At 66.3% G+C, this 24,082-nt stretch carries 25 protein-coding genes; 13 read left to right on the forward strand and 12 right to left on the reverse strand.

Annotation, left to right across the window (positions count from 1 at the left end; genetic code table 11):
- Window positions 1-7 precede the first annotated feature (7 nt).
- From urtA to QM806_RS14895, 4 genes are all read right to left on the reverse strand, one after another.
- A complete protein-coding gene (urtA, locus tag QM806_RS14880; protein ID WP_169692663.1) occupies window positions 8-1,261 on the reverse strand; it encodes an urea ABC transporter substrate-binding protein in 1,254 nt (417 codons plus the stop codon).
- Between the two features lie 262 nt (window positions 1,262-1,523).
- The gene (gene ramB, locus QM806_RS14885; protein ID WP_005251841.1) at window positions 1,524-2,936 is read right to left on the reverse strand and encodes an acetate metabolism transcriptional regulator RamB; all 1,413 of its coding nucleotides are present in this window, start codon (window positions 2,934-2,936) and stop codon (window positions 1,524-1,526) included.
- A 138-nt stretch (window positions 2,937-3,074) separates the two neighbouring features.
- Complete coding sequence (fmdA, locus tag QM806_RS14890; RefSeq protein WP_005563337.1) at window positions 3,075-4,334, reverse strand: formamidase; 1,260 nt, start codon at window positions 4,332-4,334, stop codon at window positions 3,075-3,077.
- Window positions 4,335-4,355: 21 nt separating this feature from the next.
- Complete coding sequence (locus tag QM806_RS14895; protein ID WP_277932437.1) at window positions 4,356-4,646, reverse strand: FmdB family zinc ribbon protein; 291 nt, start codon at window positions 4,644-4,646, stop codon at window positions 4,356-4,358.
- A 400-nt stretch (window positions 4,647-5,046) separates the two neighbouring features.
- Here QM806_RS14895 and aceA point away from each other — a divergent pair, with 400 nt between their 5' ends.
- The 3 genes from aceA to metE all read left to right on the forward strand — a co-directional run bounded on the left by aceA (window position 5,047) and on the right by metE (window position 9,771).
- Window positions 5,047-6,336 carry an isocitrate lyase gene (gene aceA, locus QM806_RS14900; protein ID WP_005261078.1) on the forward strand — a complete coding sequence of 430 codons (1,290 nt, stop codon included), beginning with the start codon at window positions 5,047-5,049 and terminating at the stop codon, window positions 6,334-6,336.
- Between the two features lie 120 nt (window positions 6,337-6,456).
- Complete coding sequence (locus QM806_RS14905; protein WP_005261077.1) at window positions 6,457-7,353, forward strand: 3-hydroxybutyryl-CoA dehydrogenase; 897 nt, start codon at window positions 6,457-6,459, stop codon at window positions 7,351-7,353.
- A gap of 123 nt (window positions 7,354-7,476) precedes the next feature.
- Window positions 7,477-9,771, forward strand: a complete 2,295-nt coding sequence (gene metE / locus QM806_RS14910; protein WP_283291894.1) for a 5-methyltetrahydropteroyltriglutamate--homocysteine S-methyltransferase — start codon at window positions 7,477-7,479, stop codon at window positions 9,769-9,771.
- A 177-nt stretch (window positions 9,772-9,948) separates the two neighbouring features.
- Here metE and QM806_RS14915 read toward each other — a convergent pair whose 3' ends face one another.
- Both QM806_RS14915 and QM806_RS14920 read right to left on the reverse strand, forming a co-directional pair.
- Window positions 9,949-10,746, reverse strand: coding sequence for a SigB/SigF/SigG family RNA polymerase sigma factor (locus QM806_RS14915; RefSeq protein ID WP_005261075.1), 798 nt, complete (start codon window positions 10,744-10,746; stop codon window positions 9,949-9,951).
- Window positions 10,743-11,177, reverse strand: a complete 435-nt coding sequence (locus QM806_RS14920) for an ATP-binding protein (RefSeq protein WP_005563332.1) — start codon at window positions 11,175-11,177, stop codon at window positions 10,743-10,745. The genes QM806_RS14915 and QM806_RS14920 overlap by 4 nt, the downstream gene beginning before the upstream one ends.
- 221 nt (window positions 11,178-11,398) lie before the next feature.
- Between QM806_RS14920 and QM806_RS14925 the strand changes: the two genes are divergently transcribed.
- Window positions 11,399-12,163, forward strand: a complete 765-nt coding sequence (locus tag QM806_RS14925) for a GAF and ANTAR domain-containing protein (protein WP_005563331.1) — start codon at window positions 11,399-11,401, stop codon at window positions 12,161-12,163.
- Between the two features lie 358 nt (window positions 12,164-12,521).
- Window positions 12,522-12,830 (forward strand): STAS domain-containing protein, encoded by a 309-nt coding sequence (locus tag QM806_RS14930; protein WP_231137685.1) that lies wholly within the window; start codon window positions 12,522-12,524, stop codon window positions 12,828-12,830.
- Window positions 12,831-12,853: 23 nt separating this feature from the next.
- Here the strand turns inward: QM806_RS14930 and QM806_RS14935 are convergent, their stop codons facing one another.
- The 3 genes from QM806_RS14935 to QM806_RS14945 all read right to left on the reverse strand — a co-directional run bounded on the left by QM806_RS14935 (window position 12,854) and on the right by QM806_RS14945 (window position 14,972).
- Window positions 12,854-14,068 carry a glycosyltransferase gene (locus QM806_RS14935; protein WP_039953064.1) on the reverse strand — a complete coding sequence of 405 codons (1,215 nt, stop codon included), beginning with the start codon at window positions 14,066-14,068 and terminating at the stop codon, window positions 12,854-12,856.
- Window positions 14,069-14,242: 174 nt separating this feature from the next.
- Window positions 14,243-14,398 (reverse strand): DUF6131 family protein, encoded by a 156-nt coding sequence (locus QM806_RS14940; RefSeq protein WP_005251863.1) that lies wholly within the window; start codon window positions 14,396-14,398, stop codon window positions 14,243-14,245.
- Window positions 14,399-14,414: 16 nt separating this feature from the next.
- Window positions 14,415-14,972, reverse strand: coding sequence for a DUF2231 domain-containing protein (locus QM806_RS14945; RefSeq protein ID WP_005563328.1), 558 nt, complete (start codon window positions 14,970-14,972; stop codon window positions 14,415-14,417).
- Between the two features lie 96 nt (window positions 14,973-15,068).
- Between QM806_RS14945 and QM806_RS14950 the strand changes: the two genes are divergently transcribed.
- A complete protein-coding gene (locus tag QM806_RS14950; protein WP_005261069.1) occupies window positions 15,069-15,299 on the forward strand; it encodes a hypothetical protein in 231 nt (76 codons plus the stop codon).
- A 21-nt stretch (window positions 15,300-15,320) separates the two neighbouring features.
- Here QM806_RS14950 and QM806_RS14955 read toward each other — a convergent pair whose 3' ends face one another.
- Window positions 15,321-16,181: a polyphosphate kinase 2 family protein gene (locus QM806_RS14955; RefSeq protein WP_005563326.1), complete on the reverse strand. Its 861-nt coding sequence runs from the start codon at window positions 16,179-16,181 to the stop codon at window positions 15,321-15,323.
- A gap of 35 nt (window positions 16,182-16,216) precedes the next feature.
- Here QM806_RS14955 and QM806_RS14960 point away from each other — a divergent pair, with 35 nt between their 5' ends.
- Window positions 16,217-17,692 (forward strand): flavin-containing monooxygenase, encoded by a 1,476-nt coding sequence (locus tag QM806_RS14960; RefSeq protein ID WP_005563324.1) that lies wholly within the window; start codon window positions 16,217-16,219, stop codon window positions 17,690-17,692.
- Here QM806_RS14960 and QM806_RS14965 read toward each other — a convergent pair.
- Window positions 17,679-17,987: a DUF4873 domain-containing protein gene (locus QM806_RS14965; RefSeq protein ID WP_283291898.1), complete on the reverse strand. Its 309-nt coding sequence runs from the start codon at window positions 17,985-17,987 to the stop codon at window positions 17,679-17,681. The two genes, QM806_RS14960 and QM806_RS14965, sit on opposite strands and share 14 nt — an antisense overlap.
- Before the next feature lie 50 nt (window positions 17,988-18,037).
- The gene (locus QM806_RS14970; RefSeq protein ID WP_005261065.1) at window positions 18,038-18,778 is read right to left on the reverse strand and encodes a TetR/AcrR family transcriptional regulator; all 741 of its coding nucleotides are present in this window, start codon (window positions 18,776-18,778) and stop codon (window positions 18,038-18,040) included.
- A 145-nt stretch (window positions 18,779-18,923) separates the two neighbouring features.
- Here QM806_RS14970 and QM806_RS14975 point away from each other — a divergent pair, with 145 nt between their 5' ends.
- From QM806_RS14975 to QM806_RS15000, 6 genes are all read left to right on the forward strand, one after another.
- On the forward strand, window positions 18,924-20,195 hold the full coding sequence (locus tag QM806_RS14975; RefSeq protein ID WP_120661426.1) for a DUF445 domain-containing protein: 1,272 nt from the start codon (window positions 18,924-18,926) through the stop codon (window positions 20,193-20,195).
- 103 nt (window positions 20,196-20,298) lie between these two features.
- A complete protein-coding gene (locus tag QM806_RS14980; protein WP_005261063.1) occupies window positions 20,299-20,805 on the forward strand; it encodes a helix-turn-helix domain-containing protein in 507 nt (168 codons plus the stop codon).
- Complete coding sequence (gene tadA, locus QM806_RS14985; RefSeq protein WP_005261062.1) at window positions 20,798-21,628, forward strand: major lipid droplet protein TadA; 831 nt, start codon at window positions 20,798-20,800, stop codon at window positions 21,626-21,628. The genes QM806_RS14980 and tadA overlap by 8 nt, the downstream gene beginning before the upstream one ends.
- A gap of 72 nt (window positions 21,629-21,700) precedes the next feature.
- A complete protein-coding gene (locus tag QM806_RS14990; protein WP_005251878.1) occupies window positions 21,701-21,994 on the forward strand; it encodes a DUF2516 family protein in 294 nt (97 codons plus the stop codon).
- A gap of 212 nt (window positions 21,995-22,206) precedes the next feature.
- Window positions 22,207-22,977, forward strand: a complete 771-nt coding sequence (locus tag QM806_RS14995; protein WP_133985018.1) for a MerR family transcriptional regulator — start codon at window positions 22,207-22,209, stop codon at window positions 22,975-22,977.
- Window positions 22,978-22,994: 17 nt separating this feature from the next.
- A complete protein-coding gene (locus QM806_RS15000; protein ID WP_064079818.1) occupies window positions 22,995-24,026 on the forward strand; it encodes an alpha/beta fold hydrolase in 1,032 nt (343 codons plus the stop codon).
- Window positions 24,027-24,082 lie beyond the last annotated feature (56 nt).

Here is a 24,082-nt window from a genome sequence, read left to right on the forward strand (position 1 = left end):
CCGTGTCCTAGCTACCCAGCGACTCGGCCCACGGGTAGGACTTCAGGTACGGGTCCGGCTGAATCGGGGTGCCCGAATCCCAGACCGTGTAGATCAGGCCGTCGTTCCGGATCTCACCGATGCGCGCGGTCTTGGTGATGTGGTGGTTGGACCCGTCGATGGTGACCGGTCCCTCCGGTGCGGCGAACGTGACGCCGTCCGCGTTGTCCTGGATGTCCTTGGTGGCGAAGGAGTTCGCCTTCTCGACAGTGTTCTTCCACAGGTACACGGACGTGTAGGCGGCCTCCATCGGGTCGGACGTCGGCTTGTTCGGGCCGTACCGGGCCTTGTACGCGTCGACGAACTTCTTGTTCTCCGGCGTGTCGATGGTCTGGTAGTAGTTCCAGGCGGTCAGCTGTCCCTCGATGTTCTGGACGCCGATACCGCCGACCTCCTCCTCGGCGATCGACACCGACACGACGGGCATGTCGGCGGGCTTCAGGCCGACGTTCGCGTACTCGCGGAAGAACGCGACGTTGGAATCGCCGTTCAGGGTGTTGAAGACGGCGTCCGCATCGGCGGAGCGGACCTTGTTGACGATGGTCGAGAAGTCGGTGGAGCCGAGCGGGGTGTAGTCCTCGCCCTTGATCTCGATACCGTTGGCCTCCGCGTACGCCTTGATGATGCGGTTGGCGGTCTGCGGGAACACGTAGTCGCTGCCCACCAGGTACAGCGACTTGACGCCCTTCTCCTTCAGGTAGTCGAGGGCGGGCACGATCTGCTGGTTGGTGGTGGCCCCGGTGTAGAAGATGTTCTTCGAATCCTCGAGCCCCTCGTACTGCACGGGGTAGTAGAGCAGCGAGTTGTTGTCCTCGAACACCGGCAGCATCGCCTTGCGGCTCGACGACGTCCAACCGCCGAACACGGCTGCGACGCAGTCACTGCTGATCAGCTTCTCCGCCTTCTCGGCGAACACGGTGGGCTCCGAGGCCCCGTCCTCCGCGACGATCTGGATCTTCTTGCCGAGCACGCCGCCCGAGTTGTTGATCTCGTCGACCGCGAGCGCGATCGAATCCCGGACGGTCACCTCGCTGATCGCCATCGTGCCGGACAGCGAGTTCAGTGACCCGACCTTGATCGTGTCCCCGGAGGTGTCCACACAGGACGCCGCGGTGGACTCGCCGGCCGTGTCGGACGCCTTGCTGCCACAACCGGTCAGCACGAGCCCGATGGCGGCGAGCGCGGTCGGTGCAGCGAGGGCGCGCTTGGAGAAGGTGCGCATGTACGGGCCTTTCCGTCGGAGGACTTGGGGACCTCCGCAACCCGGGACATGTATCCGCCCCACGTATACAGAGGTGTATTCGTGGGGCGAACATTAAGCGGCCGTTGTTGCGTCTGAATGTCTGTCGGTGACGTGTTCGTGACGCGAATTACGGTTACGTGAACAAGCGCTCACAGAGCCCCCGGCGTGGCCGGATGCTGCTGCCGCTGCGGCCAATGTCGCACCGGTTCAGTCGGATTGAACCGATGTGACAAAGGACGAGTCAGCGGATCAGGTACGGGGAGACCGAACTCTGGTGCTCGCTGATGTCGAGTTGCTTGCCGAGCGGCGGGAACGCGCGCTGCGGGCAGTTGACGCGCTCGCACACCCGGCAGCCGGCGCCGATGGGGGTGCCCGGGTTGGAATCGTCGAGGTCGAGACCATCGCCGTAGACGAGGCGGTGGGCGTGCCGGATCTCGCAGCCGAGCCCGATCGCGAAGATCTTGGCGGGCTGGCCGTAGCGCTGAGCGCGACGTTCGACGGTGCGGGCGATCCACAGGTACCGGCGGCCGTCCGGCATCTGCGCGATCTGGTTCATGATCTTGCCGGGGTACGCGAACGTCTCGTACACGTTCCACAGCGGGCACGTGCCACCGCTGGTGGAGAAGTGGAACCCGGTGGCGGACTGCCGCTTCGACATGTTCCCGGCCCGGTCGACGCGGACGAACATGAACGGGACACCGCGCAGCTTCGGGCGCTGCAGCGTCGAGAGACGGTGACAGATCGTCTCGTAGCTCACCGAGTAGAACGCGGAGAGCCGCTCGATGTCGTACCGGAAGTCCTCGGCCACGTCGTGGAACTGGCCGTAGGGAAGCACCGTGGCCGCAGCGAAGTAGTTGGCCAGCCCGAGCCGGGCGAGCGCAACGGACTCGTCGCTCGTGAAGCCGCCCTCCGCCACCAGCTTGTCGAGCAGGTCGCCGTATTCGAGGAACGCGAGCTCGGTCGCGAACTTGAACACCTGCTGGCCGCCCGACAAATGCGGCGAGATCTCCAGCAGCCGGGATTCGGGGTCGTAGCGGTGCAGGACGTTCTCGCCGAGGTCGATGCGCCTGACGATCTGCACGTCGTGCACGGTCTGCAACCTGCGGGCGATCTCACCGCCGACGTCGCCGCGGTGGAATCGCATGCGCGCGGTCAGTTCCTCCGCCGCCGTGTCCAGTTCGTGCAGATAGTTCTGCCGCTGATAGAAGTAGTCGCGGACCTCTTCGTGCGGCATCGTGATCGAGCCGCTGCCGCTGCCGTCGCTGTAGCGGTCCTCTGTGGCGAGAGCCAGCTGCGCGGTGGTGTTGCGGAAGCGGCGGTGCATGTTGACCATCGCCTTCGCCAGACCCGGATGCGACGCCACCATCTCCGCGATCTCCTGGGCGTCCGCGTCGATGCCCATCTCCTGGTCCAGCGCCACCTCGCGCATCTCCGCGATCAGGCGCGTGTCGTCCTGGGACGAGAAGAACGTGGTGTCGACGCCGAACACCTCGCTGATCCGCAGCAGCACCGGCACCGTCAGCGGCCGGACGTCGTGCTCGATCTGATTGAGGTAGCTGGCGGAGATCTCCAGCGTCTTCGCCAGCGCCGCCTGGCTCAGTCCACGCTCGGTGCGGAGCTGACGCAACCGGGTGCCGACGAAGGTCTTGGACATACGGCAATGGTACCGGTGCAGGTCAGATGTGCGAACGGAACCTTCGCAAGATTTACTCGCGCGGGTCGGGACGCGATGACGCGGGGCGAACGTACCTCTGGGCGCACTGGAGGCGCTGAAAGGTACATTCGCCCGTGCTCAGGCCTTGTTCTCCGAGCGCGGCGCGCCGACGCCCGGGTCGATCTGGAACGGACCCGACGCGGACGGTGCGACGGGGAAGTCGAACATCGCCGTCGGCAGGTACACCGTCGAGCAGGAGTTCGGGATGTCCACCACCCCCGACAGCCGGCCCTCGATCGGTGCGGCGCCGAGCAGGAGGTAGGCCTGCTCGGGGCTGTACCCGAACTTGGTGAGGTAGTCGATCGCGTGGAGACAGGCCCGCTGATACGACAGGTGCGAGTCGAGGTACTTCTGTTCCCCGTCGAGGGTGACGGACGTTCCGGAGAACGCGAGCCACTCCGAGTACTGCGGGTCCGTGTTGCCGGGCATGAAGATCGCGTTCTCGGACACGCCGTACGTGTCCATGCCGCCCTTGATGATGTCGACGCGCAGGTCGATGAAGCCACCCATCTCGATGGCGCCGCAGAACGTGATCTCGCCGTCGCCCTGGGAGAAGTGCAGATCGCCGACGGACAGGTTCGCGCCGTCGACGAACACCGGGTAGAAGACGCGGCTGCCCTTGGTGAGGTTCTTGATGTCCTGGTTGCCGCCGTTCTCGCGTGGGGGCGCGGTGCGGGCGGCCTCGCCGGCGACGCGGTCGAAGTCGGCGCCCGACAGGGACCCGAGGACGGCGTCCTGCGGTTCGGGCGGCAGGGCGAGTGGGGGAACCCGGCCCGGGTCGGTGGCGATGAGCGCGCCCTCCCTCGCGTTCCACTTCGACAGGAGGGCGGCCGACGGCGCGGTGCCCATCAGTCCGGGGTGGACGATGCCGGTGAACGAGACGTGCGGGACGTGCCGCGACGTGGCGGTCTGACCGGAAAAATCCCAGACGGCCTTGTAGGCGTCGGGGAACTGCTCGGTGAGGAATCCGCCGCCGTTGTGGCGGGAGAAGATCCCGGTGTACCCCCACCCCTGGCCTGCCAGCGGGCCGGAATCCTCCTGGGGGATCGGTCCGACGTCCAGGATGTCGACGATCAGCAGGTCGCCGGGCTTCGCGCCCTCCACGGCGAACGGTCCGGACAGTGTGTGAACCGTGGTGAGGGGCGCGTTCAGGATGTCGTCGGCGGAGTCGTCGTTGTGGATGGCGCCGTCGAACCATTCGCGGCAGTGCACGCGGAAGGAGTCGCCCGGTTTCACCGTGACTGCGGCCGGGATGTCCGGGTGCCAGCGGTTGTGGCCGACGATCGCCTGATCGGTGAACTTCTTCGAGGAATCGAGCGGAAACAGCAGTTCGGGCATGTGCGCTCCTTCGGTGACCGGTCAGGGACGAGGAAGTCGGCGGTGCAGCGGGTTGTTCGTGACGGGTGAACGCCCGGCCGTGGTCCCGGGCGGCGGACCGGTGACGACGTCCGGTTCGTGAGCCGACCTCTTCGTGCTGTCGAGGAGGTTCATCGCGGACGACGACCCGTGTCCGAGCCGCGGCGAGGACACGCGCCGGACGGCGTCGCGGTCGCATCGGGGGCAGCGGGTGGTGCCGGGTGCGTCGGCCATGGGGAACGACCGCTCGAACGAGCCGCAGTCGGCGGCGCATCGGAATTCGTACAGCGGCATCTGGTGCCCTTCGCCGGAGGAGACCATTCGAGGTCACGGTAACCGACCTGATTGGTGATTGCAGTCACAACGGCCGCGTCGAGGGGTATGCGGCGGCGGGAAGGCGAGGGGCGCAGGGGCGGAACTATCTGTGTACGACGAGTTGCGTGCATTTGGTTCACCACCTGCGGCTTTTTGCTACTGGCGAGTATTTTTCCTCTCCGATCGGGCAGGTATGGCGCCGAACTTTCTTAACAGTCTTTGCAAGGAGCTGTGAAAAGCTAGCCAAGATTGGCAGTAGCAACAGGTAGACGGCACTTTTTGCTTGTGTCACTCTGGGTAAGTACATACGAAGGGCCTGGCAAGGATGTGAAGCAGTACATCCGTACCGGACCAGCAGATCGAAGAGAGTGGAGTCTTGATGTCGACCACCGGCACCCCGAAGACCGCAGCTGAAATCCAGCAGGATTGGGACACCAACCCGCGCTGGAAGGGAGTAACCCGCAACTACACGGCGGAGCAGGTCGCCAAGCTCCAGGGCACCGTTGTCGAAGAGCAGACCCTCGCACGCCGTGGTTCCGAGATCCTCTGGGACCTCGTGAACAACGAGGACTACATCAACTCGCTGGGCGCGCTGACCGGTAACCAGGCCGTTCAGCAGGTCCGTGCAGGCCTCAAGGCCATCTACCTGTCCGGCTGGCAGGTCGCCGGTGACGCGAACCTGTCCGGACACACCTACCCCGACCAGAGCCTCTACCCGGCCAACTCGGTCCCGCAGGTCGTGCGCCGCATCAACAACGCCCTGCTGCGCGCCGACGAGATCGCCAAGGTCGAGGGCGACACCTCCGTCGACAACTGGCTCGCCCCGATCGTCGCCGACGGCGAAGCAGGCTTCGGTGGCGCGCTCAACGTCTACGAGCTGCAGAAGGCCATGATCGCGGCCGGCGTCGCCGGTTCGCACTGGGAAGACCAGCTCGCGTCGGAGAAGAAGTGCGGCCACCTCGGTGGCAAGGTCCTCATCCCCACGCAGCAGCACATCCGCACCCTGACCTCGGCTCGCCTCGCGGCCGACGTCGCGGACGTTCCCACCGTGGTCATCGCCCGCACCGATGCCGAGGCCGCGACCCTCATCACGTCCGACGTCGACGAGCGCGACCAGCAGTTCCTGGACGGCACCCGCACCGCCGAGGGCTTCTTCGGTGTCAAGAACGGCATCGAGCCCTGCATCGCTCGCGCCAAGGCCTACGCCCCGTACGCCGACCTCATCTGGATGGAGACCGGCGTGCCGGACCTCGAGGTCGCCAAGAAGTTCGCCGAGTCCGTTCGCAGCGAGTTCCCGGACCAGCTGCTCGCCTACAACTGCTCGCCGTCCTTCAACTGGAAGGCGCACCTGGACGACTCGACCATCGCGAAGTTCCAGAAGGAGCTCGGCGCGATGGGCTTCAAGTTCCAGTTCATCACCCTGGCCGGCTTCCACTCGCTCAACTACGGCATGTTCGACTTGGCCCACGGCTACGCCCGCGAGGGCATGACCGCCTTCGTCGACCTGCAGGAGCGCGAGTTCAAGGCCGCCGAGGAGCGTGGCTTCACCGCCATCAAGCACCAGCGTGAGGTCGGTGCCGGCTACTTCGACAGCATCGCCACCACGGTCGACCCCAACACCTCGACGGCTGCTCTGAAGGGATCCACCGAAGAGGGTCAGTTCCACTGAGCCTTGTCCTCCAAGGCTTTGACCGATCACGGTTTCACCTGATCAACCCGACCCCGGGGAGGGGCCTGTAACCGGGCCCCTCCCCGGGCGACGACTCCACTAGACGAAAAAGGAGCTGACGTGACCAGCGAAAAGATTCAGCGCGTCGGCGTGATCGGCGCCGGGATCATGGGTGCCGGAATCGCTGAGGTGTGTGCTCGCGCGCACGTCGACGTTCTGGTGTTCGAGCAGACCCGCGAGCTTGCGGCGGCGGGGCGTTCGCGCATCCTCCGTTCGCTCGACCGCGGAGTGAGCAGCGGCAAGATCACCGAGCGGGAACGTGAGCAGGCCGCCTGGCGGCTGCGGTTCACCTCCGATCTCGGTGATTTCGCGGACCGACAGCTCGTCGTGGAGGCCGTCGTCGAGGACGAGAAGGTGAAGAGCGAGATCTTCACCGAGCTTGACCAGGTCGTGACGGATCCGAACGCCGTACTGGCGTCCAACACGTCGTCGATCCCGATCATGAAGCTGGGCATCGCCACGAAGTCCCCGGAACGGGTCATCGGGATGCACTTCTTCAACCCCGTTCCGGTGCTTCCCCTCGTCGAGCTGGTGACCACGCTCAAGACGAGCAAATCGGTGTCCGAGCGGGCCGAGGCCTTCGCCAGCGATGTGCTGGGCAAGCAGGTCGTCCGTTCCGCGGACCGTTCCGGATTCGTCGTCAACGCCCTCCTGGTGCCCTACCTGCTCTCCGCAATCCGCATGGTGGAGTCCGGGTTCGCCACCAAGGAAGACATCGACAAGGCAACGGTTCTCGGCCTCGCACACCCGATGGGTCCGCTCGCGCTGACCGACCTGGTGGGCCTGGACACGGTCAAGTCCATCGCCGACTCCATGTACGAAGAGTTCAAGGAGCCCCTGTACTCGGCGCCGCCGCTGCTGCTTCGCATGGTCGAGGCCGGGTTGGTCGGCAAGAAGTCCGGAGCGGGCTTCTACGAGTACGGCGACAACGGTCGTGCCAGCAAGAAGGCCAGCTAGTAGGTAGGTAGGCGACTACACCTGTGCGCCTTTCACGACCACTGGCGGTTGTGAGAGGCGCACAGGTGCATCGAGCCCAGAGGCATACTCAGCCACTGGACTGAGTCCAGAAAGGTCGACCGCATGTCCAGCACCGCAGCATACGGATCCAGCATCCTGGGGTATCCCCGCATCGGACCTCGCCGCGAACTCAAGCGTGCCCTCGAGTCCTACTGGCACGGCACGAGCACGAAGGAAGAACTCGTCGCCGTCGCCCGGGACCTTCAGGAGGAGACGTGGAGCGAACTCGCCGCGACCGGTCTGACCCAGGTCCCGGGCAACACGTTCTCCTACTACGACCACGTACTCGACAACGCGCTGCTGTTCGGTGCCGTGCCCGAGCGGTTCGAGCCGCTCGAGAGTCAGCTCGATCCGCTGGACTTCTACTTCACGCTGGCCCGCGGCCGGCCGGACTTCCCGCCGCTCGAGCTGGTGCGGTTCTTCGGCACCAACTACCACTACCGTCAGCCCGAACTGGACGAGAACACCGAGTTCTCGCTGCGGTCCGAGACCGTGATGGACGAGTTCGAGCGGGCGAAGGCGCGCGGGATCGAACTACGTCCCGTCATCCTCGGCCCGGTGTCGCTGCTCCTGTTGTCGAAGGTCGGTCCGACGTCGAAGCGGCACGGCTTCTCGACCCTCGACCTGCTGGACAAGGTGCTGCCGGAGTACGAGCGGCTGTTCGAGCAGCTCGCGAAGGCGGGCGCCACGTGCGTTCAGCTGGACGAGCCGTCGTTCACCGAGGACCGCACACCGGAAGAACTGGCCGCGCTGGCCAAGGCGTACGAGAAGCTGTCGCACGCACCGCTGCGGCCCCGCATCCTCGTCACCGGTCCCTACGGGCATCTCGGGGAGGCGCTCGCCATCCTCGCCTCCACCAAGGTGGAGGCTCTGGGCCTCGATCTCGTCAGTCACCGGCTCAGCGCCTACGAGCTGGCGAAGATCCCGGGCATGAAGCGCAAGCGCATCTACGCCGGTGTGGTCGACGGCCGCAACGTGTGGCGCGTCGACCGGTACAACACGCTGACGTACCTGAACACGCTGAAGGACGTTGTGCCGGATCTCGTGGTGTCGACGTCGACGTCGTTGCTGCACGTGCCGTACGACGTGTTGTCCGAGTACGACATCCCGGGTGATGTCGCGGACCGGCTCGCGTTCGCGAAGCAGAAGGTCGGCGAGGTGGTCTCGCTGGCGAAGGCGCTCACCGAGGGGCCGTCCGACAAGTGGCGCAAGCGTCCCACGTCGGTGCACTTCAAGCTCAAGCACGCGGTGCGAGCACGGGTCAATGCGATCAAGCCGGGCGACCGCTTCCGGGTTCCGTACGAGGAGCGACGGGTCGCCCAGCAGGAGCGACTGAACCTGCCGCTCGTTCCGGCGACGACGCTGGGCTCGTTCCCGCAGACGGACGCGATCCGCCAGGCCCGGTACGAGCTGGGTGAGGGACGCCTCGAGTGGGAGGAGTACTACAAGCGGATCCAGGCCGAGATCGAAAGCACGATCCGTTTGCAGGAAGACATCGGTCTCGACGTCTTCGTGCACGGTGAGCACGAACGCAACGACATGGTGCAGTACTTCGCGGAGCTTCTCGAAGGGTATGCCTTCACCCACAACGGGTGGGTGCAGGCTTACGGCTCGCGGTGTACACGTCCGCCGATCCTCTACGGGGACGTGTCGCGGCCGAAGCCGATGACCGTCGAGTGGATTTCGTACGCGCAGGCGCTGACGGACAAGCCGGTCAAGGGCATGCTCACGGGTCCGGTGACGATGATCGCGCGGTCGTTCGTCCGCCAGGATCAGCCGCTGTACGAGACGGCAGACCAGTTGGCGCTGGTGATCCGTGACGAGATCGCCGACCTCGAGGCGGCGGGTATCGCGATCATCCAGGTCGACGAGCCGGCGATCCGGGAACTGCTGCCGTTGCGCGAGAACGGCCGCGAGGCGTATCTCGAGTGGGCGGTCGACGCATTCCGTCTCGCGACGGGCGGGGCGAAGCCGGAGACGCAGATCCACACGCATATCACGTACACGAGCCGGGCGTCGGTGGTCGACGCCATCGAACGGCTCGATGCGGACGTGACGGCGATCGTGGCGACGCGCTCCATCACGTGGGTGCTCGATGCCATCAAGGAGCGGGCGCTGACCCACGGTGTCGGTCCGGGTGTGTACGAGAGCCGGTCGGCCCGGATCCCGGACATCGACGAGTTGGACGAACTGCTCACGGAGGCGAGCGAGTCGATCTCACTCGAGCGGTTGTGGGCCAACCCGGACGGCGGACTGAAGACGCGGCACTACTGGCAGCTCGAGCCCTCGCTGCGCAATATGGTGGCGGCCGCGAAGCGTCTCCGCAGACGGGCCGAGAAGGAAGAATCCGAGGCCTGATTTCTCAGGCGTGTTCGGGGTCACCGCCTCTGCGGTGGCCCCGAACGTGCCTTCGGCCGCGCAAACATGTAGACGTGTAGGCCGCCACGAGTGGGGCAGCACGCGACGGCGCCTACGACCGCGTGGTCGGCAGCGACGTGCGGTACCGATTCGTGATCGACACGGCAACGATCTGACCTACGCATCACCGAGTTGATCTCGCAGTGACGCCAGTGTCTTCGCCAGCAACCGGGACACGTGCATCTGCGAGATGCCGACTCGGTCGGCGATCTGGGTCTGTGTCATGTTGCCGAAGAACCGCAGCATGAGGACGGTCCGCTCCCGTTCGGGGAGAGATTGGAGCAGGGGGCGCAGGGTTTCGTGGTTCTCGACGTCGTCCATCGCGGCGTCGTAGTCGCCGAGTGTCTCCACCATCGACAGCTCGCCGGTCCGGTCCGACGACGTGTTGTCGACGGAGACGGTCTGATACGCGTTGCCGGCGAGGAGCCCCTGCGCCACCTCCTCCTGTTCGAGGTCCAGGTGTTCGGCGAGTTCGCTGACGGTGGGGGCGTGACCGAGGCTCTGGGACAGTTCGGCGACGGCCTGGCTGAGCGCGAGGTGCAGTTCCTTCATCCGGCGGGGTACTCGCACGGCCCACCCGGTGTCGCGGAAGTGCCGTCGTACCTCGCCCATGATGGTGGGGACGGCGAACGACACGAAGTCGGATCCCCGCTCCACGTCGAACCGGTCGACCGAGTTGACCAGTCCGAGGCGCGCGACCTGAACCAGATCGTCGTGCGCCTCGCCGCGGCCGTCGAAGCGTCGCGCGATGTGTTCGGCGAGTGGGAGACAGCGCGTCACGACGGCGTCCCGCAGTCTGCGGCGCCGGGGATCGTCCTCGTCGAGGGCTGCCATCTGTTCGAAGAGTGCTGTGACGTCCTGATACTCGTCCGGCCAACGGGCCGTGTGCCCCCCACTGTGAGTATGGGACGTCACAGACTCAGGCCGTTCTTCACCTTGGTGAATTCCATGGTGGTCACGAAACCCGCGGTAGCGGGGTCGGGTTCCTGTTTCAGATCGACCGAATCGGTGAGGGCGTTGAGTACGTGCCAGGCGAACGAACGCTCGCCGAGGGAGCCGACCGACGTGGTGGTGCTCGATACGTCGACTCGCAGGGTGTTGTCGAGATATTGCAGCCGGCACACCAGAAGCGCGTCCGGTGTCGCGCGGACGATCAGCTGGGTACAGATCTCGTCCATGGCCAGTTTGATGTCGGCGATGGAGTCGAGGTCGAAATCTTCGTGGATGGCAACGGTTGCTGCCAGGGCGCGCAGTACGGAGAGCTGATCGGGCGTTGCTCGCACGCGCAGTTCGACGACGGGATGTGTGTGATCCTGGTCGGATTCGATTGTCTTGGCGATGGCCATGAGACCTCCGGGTCGGGCGTACCGTGCTGTCGGCGGGCGGTGGGTCGGCTCGCGCTGCTGAGAAGTCAGGGTAGCGATCCGGCGACACCGCAGGTGGAATACCGCAGAACAGGACCGATCAAACCAGTCCGATCAGTACGTTTGCCCGAGTAATGTTGGCGGCACGATCAGCGTTCCTGAGGCCCTCGGCAGGGTCATGGTGGTCACGGGAGACGAGTGGGATGCCTGACGAGATTCACCTGCACACGTTGACGAGTGCTGTCGAGGCTGTGCAGGCCGACGCGGTCGCCGTGTCGCTCGACTCGGTGCTCGAGTTGCTCGAGCCGGAGGACGAGACCGACGTCGCGCTGCACAGGCTGTGCCGTCGGGTAGTCCAGACGTTCCCGGGTGCGGCGATGGCCGGGATCACCGTTGTCCGAGCGACGGGTCCCGTCACGGTGGCCGCGACCTCGGACGAGCTCGCGGCACTCGAGGAGTTGCAGTACCGCCTCGGTGAGGGTCCTGCGCTCGACGCCGTACGCTCCGGCGAGACCGTGCGGGCCGACCGTGCCGCCGCGCACGAGAGGTGGCCGGCGTATGCCGCGAGTTCCGAACCGGCCGGCGTCCACAGCTATCTGTCCGTACCCCTGCCCGTCGCGGAGCAGTCCGCTGCGCTGAATCTGTACGGACTGCTGCCGCACGCCTTCCACCGGATGGACGAGTCGGCGCTGGAGCTGTACGTCGAGGCGGCTGCGGTCGCGGTGCGTAATGCCCGGCGGTACAGCGAGGCGAGAAACCTGATCGAGCAACTTCGTATCGCCCTCCGGTCCCGCGCCGTCATCGATCAGGCGAAGGGAATCGTGATGGCGTTGCGGGGTCTCGACGCCGAGACCGCGTTCGACGTCCTCGTCACGCGTTCGCAGCGGGAGAACGTCAAACTGCGCGTGGTCGCAGAACGTGTCGTCGCGGCTGTTTCGGCGCGTACAACCGTGCATAACGGTTTGTAATCGCTCACCAGGGCAAATGAGAGCTCGAGTATCTGTTATTTCCTTGTGACACATCACAGGCGGGAGTAGTCTCGAACCGAGGTTGAACACACAGCCGATGTCGGGAAGCGCTGCGGTAGCAGACGGTGTCATGTGTCCGAGGTCGGGTCTGTCTGCAGGTGCTCCGCTTCCCCTCTCAATGTTCGAGATGGGGTGAGCCATGTCTGTTGGTCCAGGGGTCCCAGAACCTGAAATGGCGTGTTCGGGCACGGAGTTCGGTACCACGTACAAGCCGAGGGTAACGCTCTCGGCTGTCGGTTCCGCTCCGACACGCTGTGCGAGCGCGGAATTCACTTCCGAGCGACTCGGGTCCGGGGTGATGTTGGTAGGGGTACGAGGCGAGATCGACCTGTTCAGTGCACCGGGGTTCCGCGACTACGTGTGCACGCGGATCTCGCCGGAGGGGCAGTTCATCCTCGACATGTCGCAGGTGGATTTCATCGGAACCGCGGGTCTGTCGGTGCTCGACACCGTCCACACGACGAACGTCCGGGACGGGCGGACGTGGGCGATGATCTGCGGCCGTCCCGTATATCGGCTGCTCAGAGCGGCGGGCCAGGAGTCGAGCTACCCCTGCTTCGCTTCCGTGGACAGTGCCCTCGGGGCCTGGCACGGCCGAACGGCCTGACCGTCCGAACCGGCGCCCGACTTTCAGTGGGCGCCGGTTCGACTCGTGCGCGGAGGGGCCGACACGCAGCGGCCGTAGGCGCGGAGAGTGTCGGTGGCGACCCGGTCCCACGAGTAGCGGGCGCGGGCGCGATCGCAGCCCGCCATGCCGTATCCCGTGCGCAGGGCGTCGTCGTCGAAGATCTGTCGCAGGGCCTCGGCCAGGCGGACCGGGTTGCGCGGTGAGATGAGGCGTCCGGTGATGCCGTCGACCACCGTGTCCCGCATCCCGCCGACGGCGGACGCCACCACCGGGGTGCCGCAGGCCATCGCCTCGAGCGGAACCATGCCGAACGGCTCGTACCACGGGGTGCACACGACGGCATCCGCCGAGCGCAGCAGCGAGGGCATGGCGTTTCTCGGCACGCGCCCGACGATCCGTACCCGGTTGCGCACCTTCGCCTCACGGGCCAGTGTCAACAGTCGCGACGCTTCGGGGTCGTCGGCGACGTCGTCGGCGGCCGGACCGCCCGCGATGACGAGTTCGGTGTCGGGGAAGTGGGAGAGTGCCTCGATCGCGGTGTCGAAGCCCTTGCTCGGCGCCAGTCGGCCGACCATGACGAGGCGATGGCGTTTACCCTTCTCGTCGGCCCGGCCGTCGGGCGTGAACTCGGCGACGTCGACGCCGGACGGAACCACGGACGTACGCGAGCGCGGCAGGCCGAGGTGGGAGAGTTCGAAGACCTCGTCCGTACACGTCGCCACCACCCGGGTGGCGCCGCGGGCGATCAACTGTTCCAAGTGAATTCGGTTGTGAGTGCTCGACGAATCCGCTCGCTCGAACCTCTGCTCGACCACCCCGAGCGCATGGAACGTCTGGACCACCGGAATGCCGAGCGTGCGGGCGGCGAGTTGCGTCGCGATCCCGGACATCCAGTAGTGGGCGTGGACGATGTCGGGCCGTTCGGATTCCCATTCGGTCTTGAGGAAGCTGCCGAATGCCCCCATCAGCGGCAGGATCTCGGCCTCGGACATCCGCCGCGCCGGCCCGACCGGCACGTGCACGACGGTGTACCCGCCCAGGGTGGTGACCCGCTCCGGGGCGTCCTCGCTGTCCGCCCGGGTGTAGACGGTGACGTCGTGACCCTCTCGTGTGAGGGCTGCCGACAGTTCGGCGAGGTGAATGCTCTGCCCCCCGACGTCGGCGCCGTCCGAGACGTCGAGAGGACTGGCGTTGGCCGAGACCATCGAAATCCTCAATCGTCTCGAGGTGCCGACGGCTGCCGTTCTCATCGGTTGCCCGCCGCACACGGGAGGTCTGGGTTCGCGATGAATGGCCGTCATGCCACGGGGATTCCCGAACTTCGGGTTTGTAAACCGACCGGCTAGCACTCTGTCACAGGACAGGTTGCACCAGCCGGCCGGTATTGCGTTCTAATACCAACGCCGCCTGCCGCCGACCGCACGTCCGGTGGCGCCGAGAATCCACAGGATCGCGCCGATCACCAGGAGGATGATGCCGATGGTCCACAGCCAGGTGAGGCCGGTGAGCCATCCGATCAGGAGCAAGATCAGTCCGAGCACGATCATGGCGTTCCTCGATTCTTCATCCCACCGGGGTGATGAGAGTGTCCGGTCCCGGACCCTCCCGCACCCCGTCGACTCCTGCGCCCATTGCGTAGGTCAGATGCCCGCCGAGCGCGCCGCCGATGCCGATCGCGAGAAGTCCCGCGGTGCTCGTGACGACAGCGCGTGCGTCCGATCCGTGCCTGCGGCGAAGGTAGGACGCGAGCATGGCCGTGATGCCGATGGCGTTGGCCTCGGCGTGGATCAGGCCGACGCGGCGCTGACGCGTATCGCGTTCGGCCCAGTCCGCCCAGCCGGTCACCAACGTCGGGGGAGTGGCGAGCAGTCCCAGGCCGATCAGTCTGCGTGCGCCGACGTGATCGCGGAATGCCAGATCGAAGACGGTCGCGCCGACCCACGCCCCGATGGGAAGGCTGACGAGAACGGGATGCACGGGGTGCCCGAGCCATGATCCGCGCAACACCGGGCCCGCGCCGGACGAACCGAGCGCCCCCTGGATCCGCTGTTGCAGGAACCGGCTGCCGCCGTCGAGGAACCCGGCGGATTCCGCCTTCCGGAACAGGCTCTCGAGGTTCATGCCTTGCGGTTACCCAGGGTGGCGCGAAGAAAACCGGCCCACCTTGTCGTCGATGCAGGTCGGGCGTAGCGTCGGGACCACGTTCTCGAAGGTGAGGTGAGTGCCGTGAAACTCAATCTCTTCGCTGCTTGGGTCAGCTTCGCTCTCGTGTTGTTCTCGGTGGTCTGTCTCGGCGGGTTCCTCGTCGCCGCCGGCTCGGGGCAGGGCGGCTGGGCGGTGATCTCCGGATCTCTGTGTGTCGTCGCGCTGGCCGGAGCGATGGCGCTGTACGGCGGAACCGTGCGTCACGATCACAGGCTGCACCACGAAACGCCGCACCTCTTCTGACGGCGGCATGTTCGGGAGGCCTCAGGATTCCGCGAGCCTCCGCTTCTCCGCTTCGATGTCGAAAGTCGCGGCCGGCCAGTCGAGGTCGAGCTTCTCCAGGGCGCCGATCAGCAGCTCGGTGACCGCGATCCGGCTGTACCACTTGCGGTCGCACGGAACCACGTACCACGGCGCGTAATCGGTCGACGTCTCGTCGAGCATCGCCTGATACGCGTCCTGGTATGCGGGCCACAGCCTGCGCTCGTCGACGTCCGACGGGTTGTACTTCCAGTACTTGTCCCGGCGTTCCACCCGTTCGAGCAGCCGCGCCTTCTGCTCGTCGAGTGACACGAACATCGCGACCTTCACCAGCGTCGTGCCGCCGGCGACGAGTTCCTTCTCGAATTGGTTGATCTCGTCGTAGCGGCCGCTCCAGACTTCCTCGGGCACGAGATCGTGAACCCGGACCACTAGCACGTCCTCGTAGTGCGACCGGTCGAAAACACCGAGTTGTCCGCCGCGGGGCAGGGCCTTGTCGATCCGCCACAGAAAGTGGTGGCGCTTCTCCTCGGGAGTGGGCACGCCGAACGACGCGTGATCCACGCCCTGCGGATCCACGTGCCCGACGACGTGGCGGACCATTCCGCCTTTACCCGCGGTGTCCATGCCTTGCAGCACGAGCAGCACCGACCGGTGGTCGCCGGATCGTCCGTTGGCGTAGAGCTTCTCCTGGAGCGACGACAGTACTGCCCCGCGTTCCTCCAGCAGCGCGACCCCGTCCGACTTGTCGCCGACGAATCCGGGTGTGCTCCCGCGATCGAGTTCGGCGATCGGCTGACCCGGGCGCGACCGCAGGGCCTCGATCGCCGACATTTTCCACAATCCGCGTGCCTTGTCTGCCATGTGCAAACAGTGCCACAGGAGCGTTACATGGAGTTGTGAGCGGCGAGGTGCATCGGTGTCGCGTCCTGGTGATCGGGACGGGTTTTTCCGGTCTGGGCACGGCTATTCAGCTGCGCAAGCGGGGGCGCGACGACTTCATTCTGCTGGAGAAGGCGCGGGAGGTCGGTGGCACCTGGCGGGAGAACACGTACCCCGGTTGCGCGTGTGACGTGCCCTCGCATCTGTACTCGTTCTCGTTCGAGCCGAACTCGGACTGGACCCGGATGTGGTCGGGTCAGGAGGAGATCTTCGACTATCTGCGCGGTCTGGCCGACAAGTACGACCTGCGGCGCAACATTCATTTCGGCCGCACGATGACAGGCGGGTACTGGGACGCCGAACGGCAACGGTGGCACGTCCACACCGAGTCGGGCGACGAGTACGTCGCCCAGTTCGTCGTGTCCGGGATCGGCGCCCTCCACATCCCGAACGTCCCGGATCTGCCCGGCGCCGACACGTTCGAGGGCACGGTGTTCCACTCGGCGGAGTGGAACCACGACTACGACCTGCGGGGCAAGAAGGTCGCGGTGATCGGCACGGGCGCCAGCGCCGTCCAGTTCGTTCCCGAGATCGTGGGCGACGTCGCCGAGTTGCAGTTGTATCAGCGGACGCCGCCCTGGGTGATACCGGGCTTGAACTTCGGCATTCCGCCGCAGGCGCGGCGCCTGTTCGGCCGGGTCCCGTTGGCCCGTCGAATGGTGCGTGCCGCGGTCTACTGGACCTACGAATCGCTCGCGCTCGGGTTCAACGGGCACTCCCGCCTGATGCGGCCGATCGAGAGCGCGGCACGGAAGAACCTGAACAGGACCGTCACCGATCTCGAACTGCGCCGGAAGCTGACCCCGTCCTATCGCATCGGTTGCAAGCGGATCCTGGGGTCGGACGTGTACTACCCGGCGCTGATCTCACCGAAGACGGTCGTGCTCACCGAGGGCATCGCGGAGGTGCGCCCGCACAGCATCGTCGCGGGCGACGGGGCGGAGCGGGTGGTGGACGCGATCATCTACGCCACCGGATTCCATGTCACCGACGGCTTCGACAATGTCGAGCTCACCGGGGTCGAGGGCCGGCGCCTCGCCGACGAATGGGAGGAGCACGGGATCCGCACCTACCTCGGTATCACCGTCGCGGGTTACCCCAACGCGTTCTTCCTCTTCGGACCCAACACCGGGCTCGGTCACAATTCGGTGGTCTTCATGATCGAGTCGCAGATTCGTTATGCACTGGAACTGATGGATCTCGTCGACCGGCGCGGCGCCGATTCCGCGGCCGTCCGGCCCGCGGTGCAGAGCCGCTTCAACACCGACATCCAACGGAAACTGGCGAAGGGGGTGTGGTCCACCGGCGGGTGCGTGAGCTGGTACCTGGACTCGCACGGCGTCAACCGCACCATCTGGCCGGGTTCGACCGTGCGCTACTGGCGCCGGACGCGGTCGGTCGAACCGGCGGACTTCGAGTTCACACTCGGCTGAACGGCGGGGGCGTCACTCCGTCGACGAGATGGCCTCCCCAGAGGTCCACCCCGGTGATCCGGGCGGTGGCCGTGCCTGCCGGGCTGGTGATCTGCAGTTCCGTGCCCGCGGACAGGTCGGCATCCGGGCCGAGGGCGTCCGTCAGGGTGCGGACGCGGCCGTGCCAGACGTACCGACCGCTGATGGGTTCGAAGTTTCCCGCCAACTGGACCTGCACGGTCACGGCGGGACGGTCGCCGACGACGACGTCGGCGGGGCCGCGGTAGCCCTCTTCTTCTTCATCGTGTTCGTTCACACAGGCAAGTTTACCTGTAACTGCTAGTTACACAAGAAACGGTCGGGCGCCTAGTCGGCCTCGGCCGCAGGCGGCAGCAACGGGTGCGGGATCGCGTTGAATCGCGCGGGCGAGCCGTTGACCGCAGCGATACCGGTGACGCCACCCCAGGTCATCATCGTGAGGTAGTTGATCAGATCCTCGACCGACATGGACCGGTTGGAGATCCACCAGTGCGTCGCCAACTGCACACCACCGACGATTCCGTACGCCCAGGGGACGGCGCCGCCGGAGTCCATCTCCATCTGCCGCAGCCGCTCGCCGAGAACGGTGGAGAGCACCTCCGCGATCATCCGTTCCGAGTCGGCGACCGTCTCGCGGCCGGGGCCGGAGCCGTTGGCCATGATGTACAGGTAGACGTCGGGATCCGACGCCACCGTCTCGACGTACGCCGTGATGGTGGCGCGGGTCAGCTCGAAGTCGTCGAGGTCGCCGCCGATGGCCTCGTAGATCCGCGGGGCGAGTGTGGTCTCCACGTAACGCGCCATGGTCGCGTTCGTCAGATCGCTCTTGTCTGCGAAATAGCGGTACAGCACCGTCTTGGAGACACCGATCTCGGATGCGATCTCGTCCATGCCGATGTCGCGTCCACGCAAGCGGATGGCGGCGATCGTTCCGTCGACGAGTTCTTCTCGGCGCGCGATCTTGTGCTCACGCCAGCGGCGCTTGCGCCCATCGGGCTTTGCCGCCTTGTCCAGCTTCGTCATCGACTCGGTCACCTGCTCAGGATCCTTCACGTCGTCGTTCGCCACTGAGTCTCTTCACATCCGTTTCGTGTCGCGATCTCCTGTCAGCTTAGTGCTCCGGTCTTGTCGCACGGCACAACGCCGTCTGTGCGGGCACGCGTCCAGCGGCTGGGCTGCCGCCTCCGCGCCGTCCTTGGGCACAATGGCGTCTGTGGATCAACTGAGCCTTTCCGCCTTCGACGACGACGCGAAGCGCCGCGATCTCCGCAAGATGAAGGCTGTCGCGACGGGCTTCCTCGTGTTCGCCACCGTGGTCTACCTCGTGTGCAGGTGGCAGGAATCGCGGGGCGCCGGGGCTTGGGTCGGCTACGTGCGGGCCGCGTCCGAGGCAGGAATGGTCGGTGCGCTGGCCGACTGGTTCGCGGTGACGGCCCTGTTCCGGCATCCGCTCGGATTGCCGATCCCGCACACCGCGATCATCAAGCGCAAGAAGGACCAGCTGGGGGCGAGCCTCGGCAACTTCGTCGGCCAGAACTTCCTCGCCCCCGAGGTGGTGTCCGCCAAGGTGGAGGCTGCGGAGATCCCGCTGCGGCTGGGCACGTGGATGGCGCAGCCCAAGCACGCCGCGCGCGTCGCTGCCGAGACGGCCACCATCCTGCGCGGCTTCGTCGAGATCCTGCGCGACGAGGACGTGCAGCAGATCATCGACAGCACCCTGGTGCGCAGGCTCGCCGAGCCCCAGTGGGGGCCGCCGATCGGGCGCGTCCTCGGCGAACTCCTGCGCGAGAACCGGCAGTTGCCGATCCTGGATCTGCTCGCCGAGCGGGCGCACCAGTGGGCGCTCGGGAGTCAGGAGACCATCGACCGGATCGTCAGCCGCGATTCGCCCGCCTGGTCGCCCAAGTTCGTCGACGTCATGCTCGGCGAGAAGATCCACCGGGAGCTCGTCGAATTCACCTGGAAGGTGCGATCCAACCCGGAGCACGAGGTGCGGCAGGCGGCCAACCGCTTCCTCGTCGACTTCGCCGACGACCTGCAGAACGATCCCGCGACCATGGAGAAGGCCGAGAAGATCAAGGCCGAGATCATGGGGCGCGAGGAGGTGACCGGCCTCGCCGCCGCGACGTGGACGGTCGCCAAGCGCCTGATCATGGAATCCGTCGACGACCCGAACAGCACGCTGCGCACGAAGGTCGCGGAGAACGTCGTGCGATTCGGTGAGCGGCTGCGCGACGACCACGAGCTGAGAACCAAGGTCGACGGGTGGGTGCTCGCCGGCACGCGCTACGTCGTCGTTCACTACACCGACGAGATCACCGCGATCATCTCCGACACCGTCGAGCGCTGGGACGCCGAGGAGGCGTCCAAGAAGATCGAATTGCAAGTGGGACGGGATCTCCAGTTCATCCGCATCAACGGCACGGTTGTCGGTTCGATCGCGGGCCTGCTGATCTACACGTTCTCGACGTTGCTGTTCGGGTGACATCTGCCTCGACGGAGGGTCCGCTAGCTGGGTGCTAGCAGAGTGCTTGCAATTGCTAGCACCCTGCTTTAGGCTTGGTTCTGCCCAGCAACACGGAGGACTGATGGCAAGCGACGATCGCGACGCAGCCGGTGCAGGAGATCTGGCAGCTCGCGTAGTCAGCAACGCCGCTCACGACATCGGAGGTTTCATTCGTGCCCAGCGCGAAGCGGCCCAGGTGTCGATGCGGCAGCTGGCGCAGCTGGCCGGTGTCAGTAATCCGTATCTGAGTCAGATCGAGCGTGGGTTGCGCAAGCCCTCGGCCGAGGTGCTTGGGCAGATAGCCAAGGGTCTCCGGGTGTCTTCGGAGGTCCTGTACGTCCAGGCGGGTTACCTCGAGCAGCGGCCACACGGTCCCCTCCGTGACGCTCTGCTCGCGGATACGGCCATTACCGAGCGGCAGAAGCAAGTGCTGCTCGAGATCTACGAGTCGTTCTGTCGTGAGAACGAATCGGCGGAAGCGGCCGAATCCCGGACGTCCGAGCTTCGGACAGAAGAACACCAGCGTTCTGATTCCCAGACGCCGGAACCAGAACCCCCCACCGTTGAACAGGAGAAAGCCGATGACTGACCAGAAGACCATCGACAGCGTCAAGACCTCGCTGTACGCGGCCGTAGGCGCCGGAGACGTCGTTGTGCAGGCCGTGGCCGACGTCGTCGCCCAGGTCCGCTCGCGCGCCGAGTCCACCCAGGGTGACGTCGAGGAGCGGGTCGGCGGCGCCAAGGAGCGCATCGCCGGACTCCAGGAAGAGGTCACCGAGGGTGTCGAAAACCTTCGCGACCGCCTCGCCGGACTGCCGTCCGAGCTGCCCGAGGAGCTTGCCGAGCTGCGGGAGAAGTTCACCGCCGACGAGCTGCGCAAGGTCGCCGAGGCCTACCTGAAGGTCGCATCCGACCTGTACACGTCTCTCGCGGAGCGCGGCGAGGACACCGTCGAGCGCATCCGCAAGCAGCCGGTCGTCGAGGAGGGCATCGGCCGCGCCGAGACTGCCTTCGGCGACGCCGTCGAGCTGACCGAGGAAGCTCTCGGCACCGTTGCACGCCAGACGCGCGCCGTCGGCGAGCAGGCCGCGAAGCTCGCGGGCCGCGCGTCGGGTCGCATCTCCGACACCGCCGAGGGGCTCGGCGAGGCCATCGCCGACGCCGGCGACGAGGCTGCCCTGAAGGTTCTCGACCTGGGCGACCAGGCCGAGGAGGCGTCGAAGGACGCTGCCGATCGCGTCACCGCCACCGCGGCCGACGTCCAAGCTCGTGCCGACAAGGCTGCCCCGGCCAAGCATGCCGCTCCCGCCAAGAAGGCTGCTCCGGCCAAGGCTGCGGCAACTCCGGCCCCGGCTCCGGCCAAGAAGGCCGCCGCTCCGGCCAAGAAGGCTGCTCCGGCCAAGAAGGCTTGATCCTTCACGCTTTTCGGCCCCCGCACGTTCGGTGCGGGGGCCGTTTGCGTGTCGACCTCGTAGGATGGGGCTGTGATTCAAGTTGACGGCGTCGTCTCGGTGATCTTGTTGGTGATTCGCATCGTCGCCCTGGGCGGCGCCGCGTACGCGCTGTTCCACGCGGCTCGCCAGCGCAAGGACGCGTTCACCGCCGTGGACAAGTTGAGCAAACCGATCTGGCTGAGCATTCTCGCCGTCGCGTTCCTCGTCCTCCTGCTGTTCCCCGCCGTGCAGTTGTTCGGCATCGTCGCGGTGGTCGCGGTGTGCGTCTATCTCGTGGACGTGCGCCCGCGCGTCGATGACGTGCAGCGCGGGCCTCGCTGGTAGTCGCTCCCACCCCATGAGCAAGTGACGGCGTGGCTCTCGTGCGCCCAAACGATGACAATGGACATTGTGACAATGCTATTGTGATGACACGGCTACCGAGGAGCTGACATGTCCGTCGTCCACCTGCGTGACTCAGCGAGCGATGCCCACCGGGCCGTGGGACTCGTCGGCGGTCCGTCCCGGCTGCTGCTCCGACGGGCGCGCACCGTCTGATGAAGGAATACCGGATCGACGACCTCGCACGCGAGGCGCGGGTGAGCGTGCGCAACGTGCGCGTCTACCAGGACCGCGGACTGCTTCCGCCGCCACGGAAGCAGGGGCGCACCGGGTGGTACAACGATTCGCACCTCGCCCGGCTGCACCTGATCGGCCGCATGCTCGATCGCGGCTACACGTTCGCCACCATCAGTGAACTCCTCACGGCTGCGCACTACGGACTCCAGGTCAAGGACGTTCTGGAGACCGACGACCCGGGCAGCCGATGGAAGAAGCGCAGGCGAGCGGCCCGTCTCACGATCGCCGAGCTGAAACGCATGTTCGGTGCGCAGACCACCGAGGCCAACATCGCCAAGGGCACCGAACTCGGTGTGCTCGTTCCCGCGGGGGACGACTACTCGGTGAACGATCCGCGACTGGTCGAGGCTGCGCAGGTCCTCGTCGACGCCGGCATCCCCCTCGAGGGCGTCCTCGAACAGACCGCGGCGATGCGACGAGACCTCTCGGACGTCGCCGCGCGGTTCGTCACCGTCGTCGCGGACCGTTACCTCGCCGCCGAGGGTGAGCCGCTCGAACTCGACGAGGCGAAGGTCTCGGAGATCGCGCGGCTCATCGACCAGATGCGTCCCCTCGCGCACGACGCCGTCCAGTCGCTGTTCGAAGAGGCGATGGAGGAGCAGATCTCCAAGGCCCTCGTGAGGGCGGCCCGGCAACTCGGTGAGACACCGGGTCCGGCGACGAGCACCGACACCAACAGAGCAAGTTAGACAGGACAGGGGTAGGAATGACCAGCAGTTCGCGCACCATCGCCTTCCGGGCACTCGCCGGCGCAGCCGGAGCGGGCGCCGTCGTCGCCGCGGCAGCGGCGATCCGCCGCACGCGCGCCACCCGCGGGTTGACGTTGTCGACCGAGGTGGCGCCGAACGAGCTGCTGCGCACCCCGAACCTGCGCCCGGACGTGACGGAGATCCTCACCGACGACGGAGCGACGCTGTACGTCCGCGCCTACGGTCCGGTGGACGGCGATCCCATTGTGCTGAGCCATGGCTGGACCTGTTCGACCGAGTACTGGTACCCGCAGGTGAACGCGCTGGCGGACGAGTACCGGGTCATCACCTACGACCAGCGTGGGCACGGCCGCAGCACGGTCGGTTCGCTCGCACTCGGCCCGGACGTCCTCGCCGACGACCTGTCTGAGGTGCTGAAGGCGACGGTGCGTGAAGACCAGAAGGCCGTGCTCGTGGGTCACAGCATGGGTGGCATGAGCATCATGGCGTGGGCAGGCCGGCACCCCGACGAGGTGAAGAAGTACGCGTCGGCGGTTCTGCTCGCCAGCACCGCCTGCGACCGGCTCATCGCCGAGACCACCGTCGTCCCGCTGCCGAATCGTTTTCCGCGAGTGCCGGTCCCGGTCGGCCGCGCCGTCCTGAGCACACCGGTGCCGTTGGTGTCGTCGCCGGTGATGACCCGCGCGCTCCAGTACGTGTCGATGTCGCCCAACGCCTCCCGCGCCGAAGTCCAGTTCTGCGAGAACATCGTCCGGGACTGCAAGCCGCGCATCCGCGGCGGCTGGGGTGCCGCGCTCAGCGGCCTCGACATCCACGAGGCTCTCGACAACCTCGACGTCCCGACCACGGTGCTCGTCGGCTCCATGGACCGACTGACCCCACCGGTCCACGCCCGCAAGCTCGCTCGCGTCCTGGACGAGGCGGGTCACCTCGAGCGGCTGATCGTCCTGCCCGGCGTCGGCCACATGAGCTCCGTCGAGAGCATCGACGAGTTCGACAAGGAGATCGTCCGGCTGCGCAATCTCTGATCCGACAGGTGCCCGCGTATTGGTCAGGCTCACACGCAATAGCGTGTGAGCCTGAC

It is taken from the genome of Rhodococcus sp. IEGM 1351 (genome assembly GCF_030056875.1).
Taxonomy (GTDB): domain Bacteria; phylum Actinomycetota; class Actinomycetes; order Mycobacteriales; family Mycobacteriaceae; genus Rhodococcus_F; species Rhodococcus_F opacus.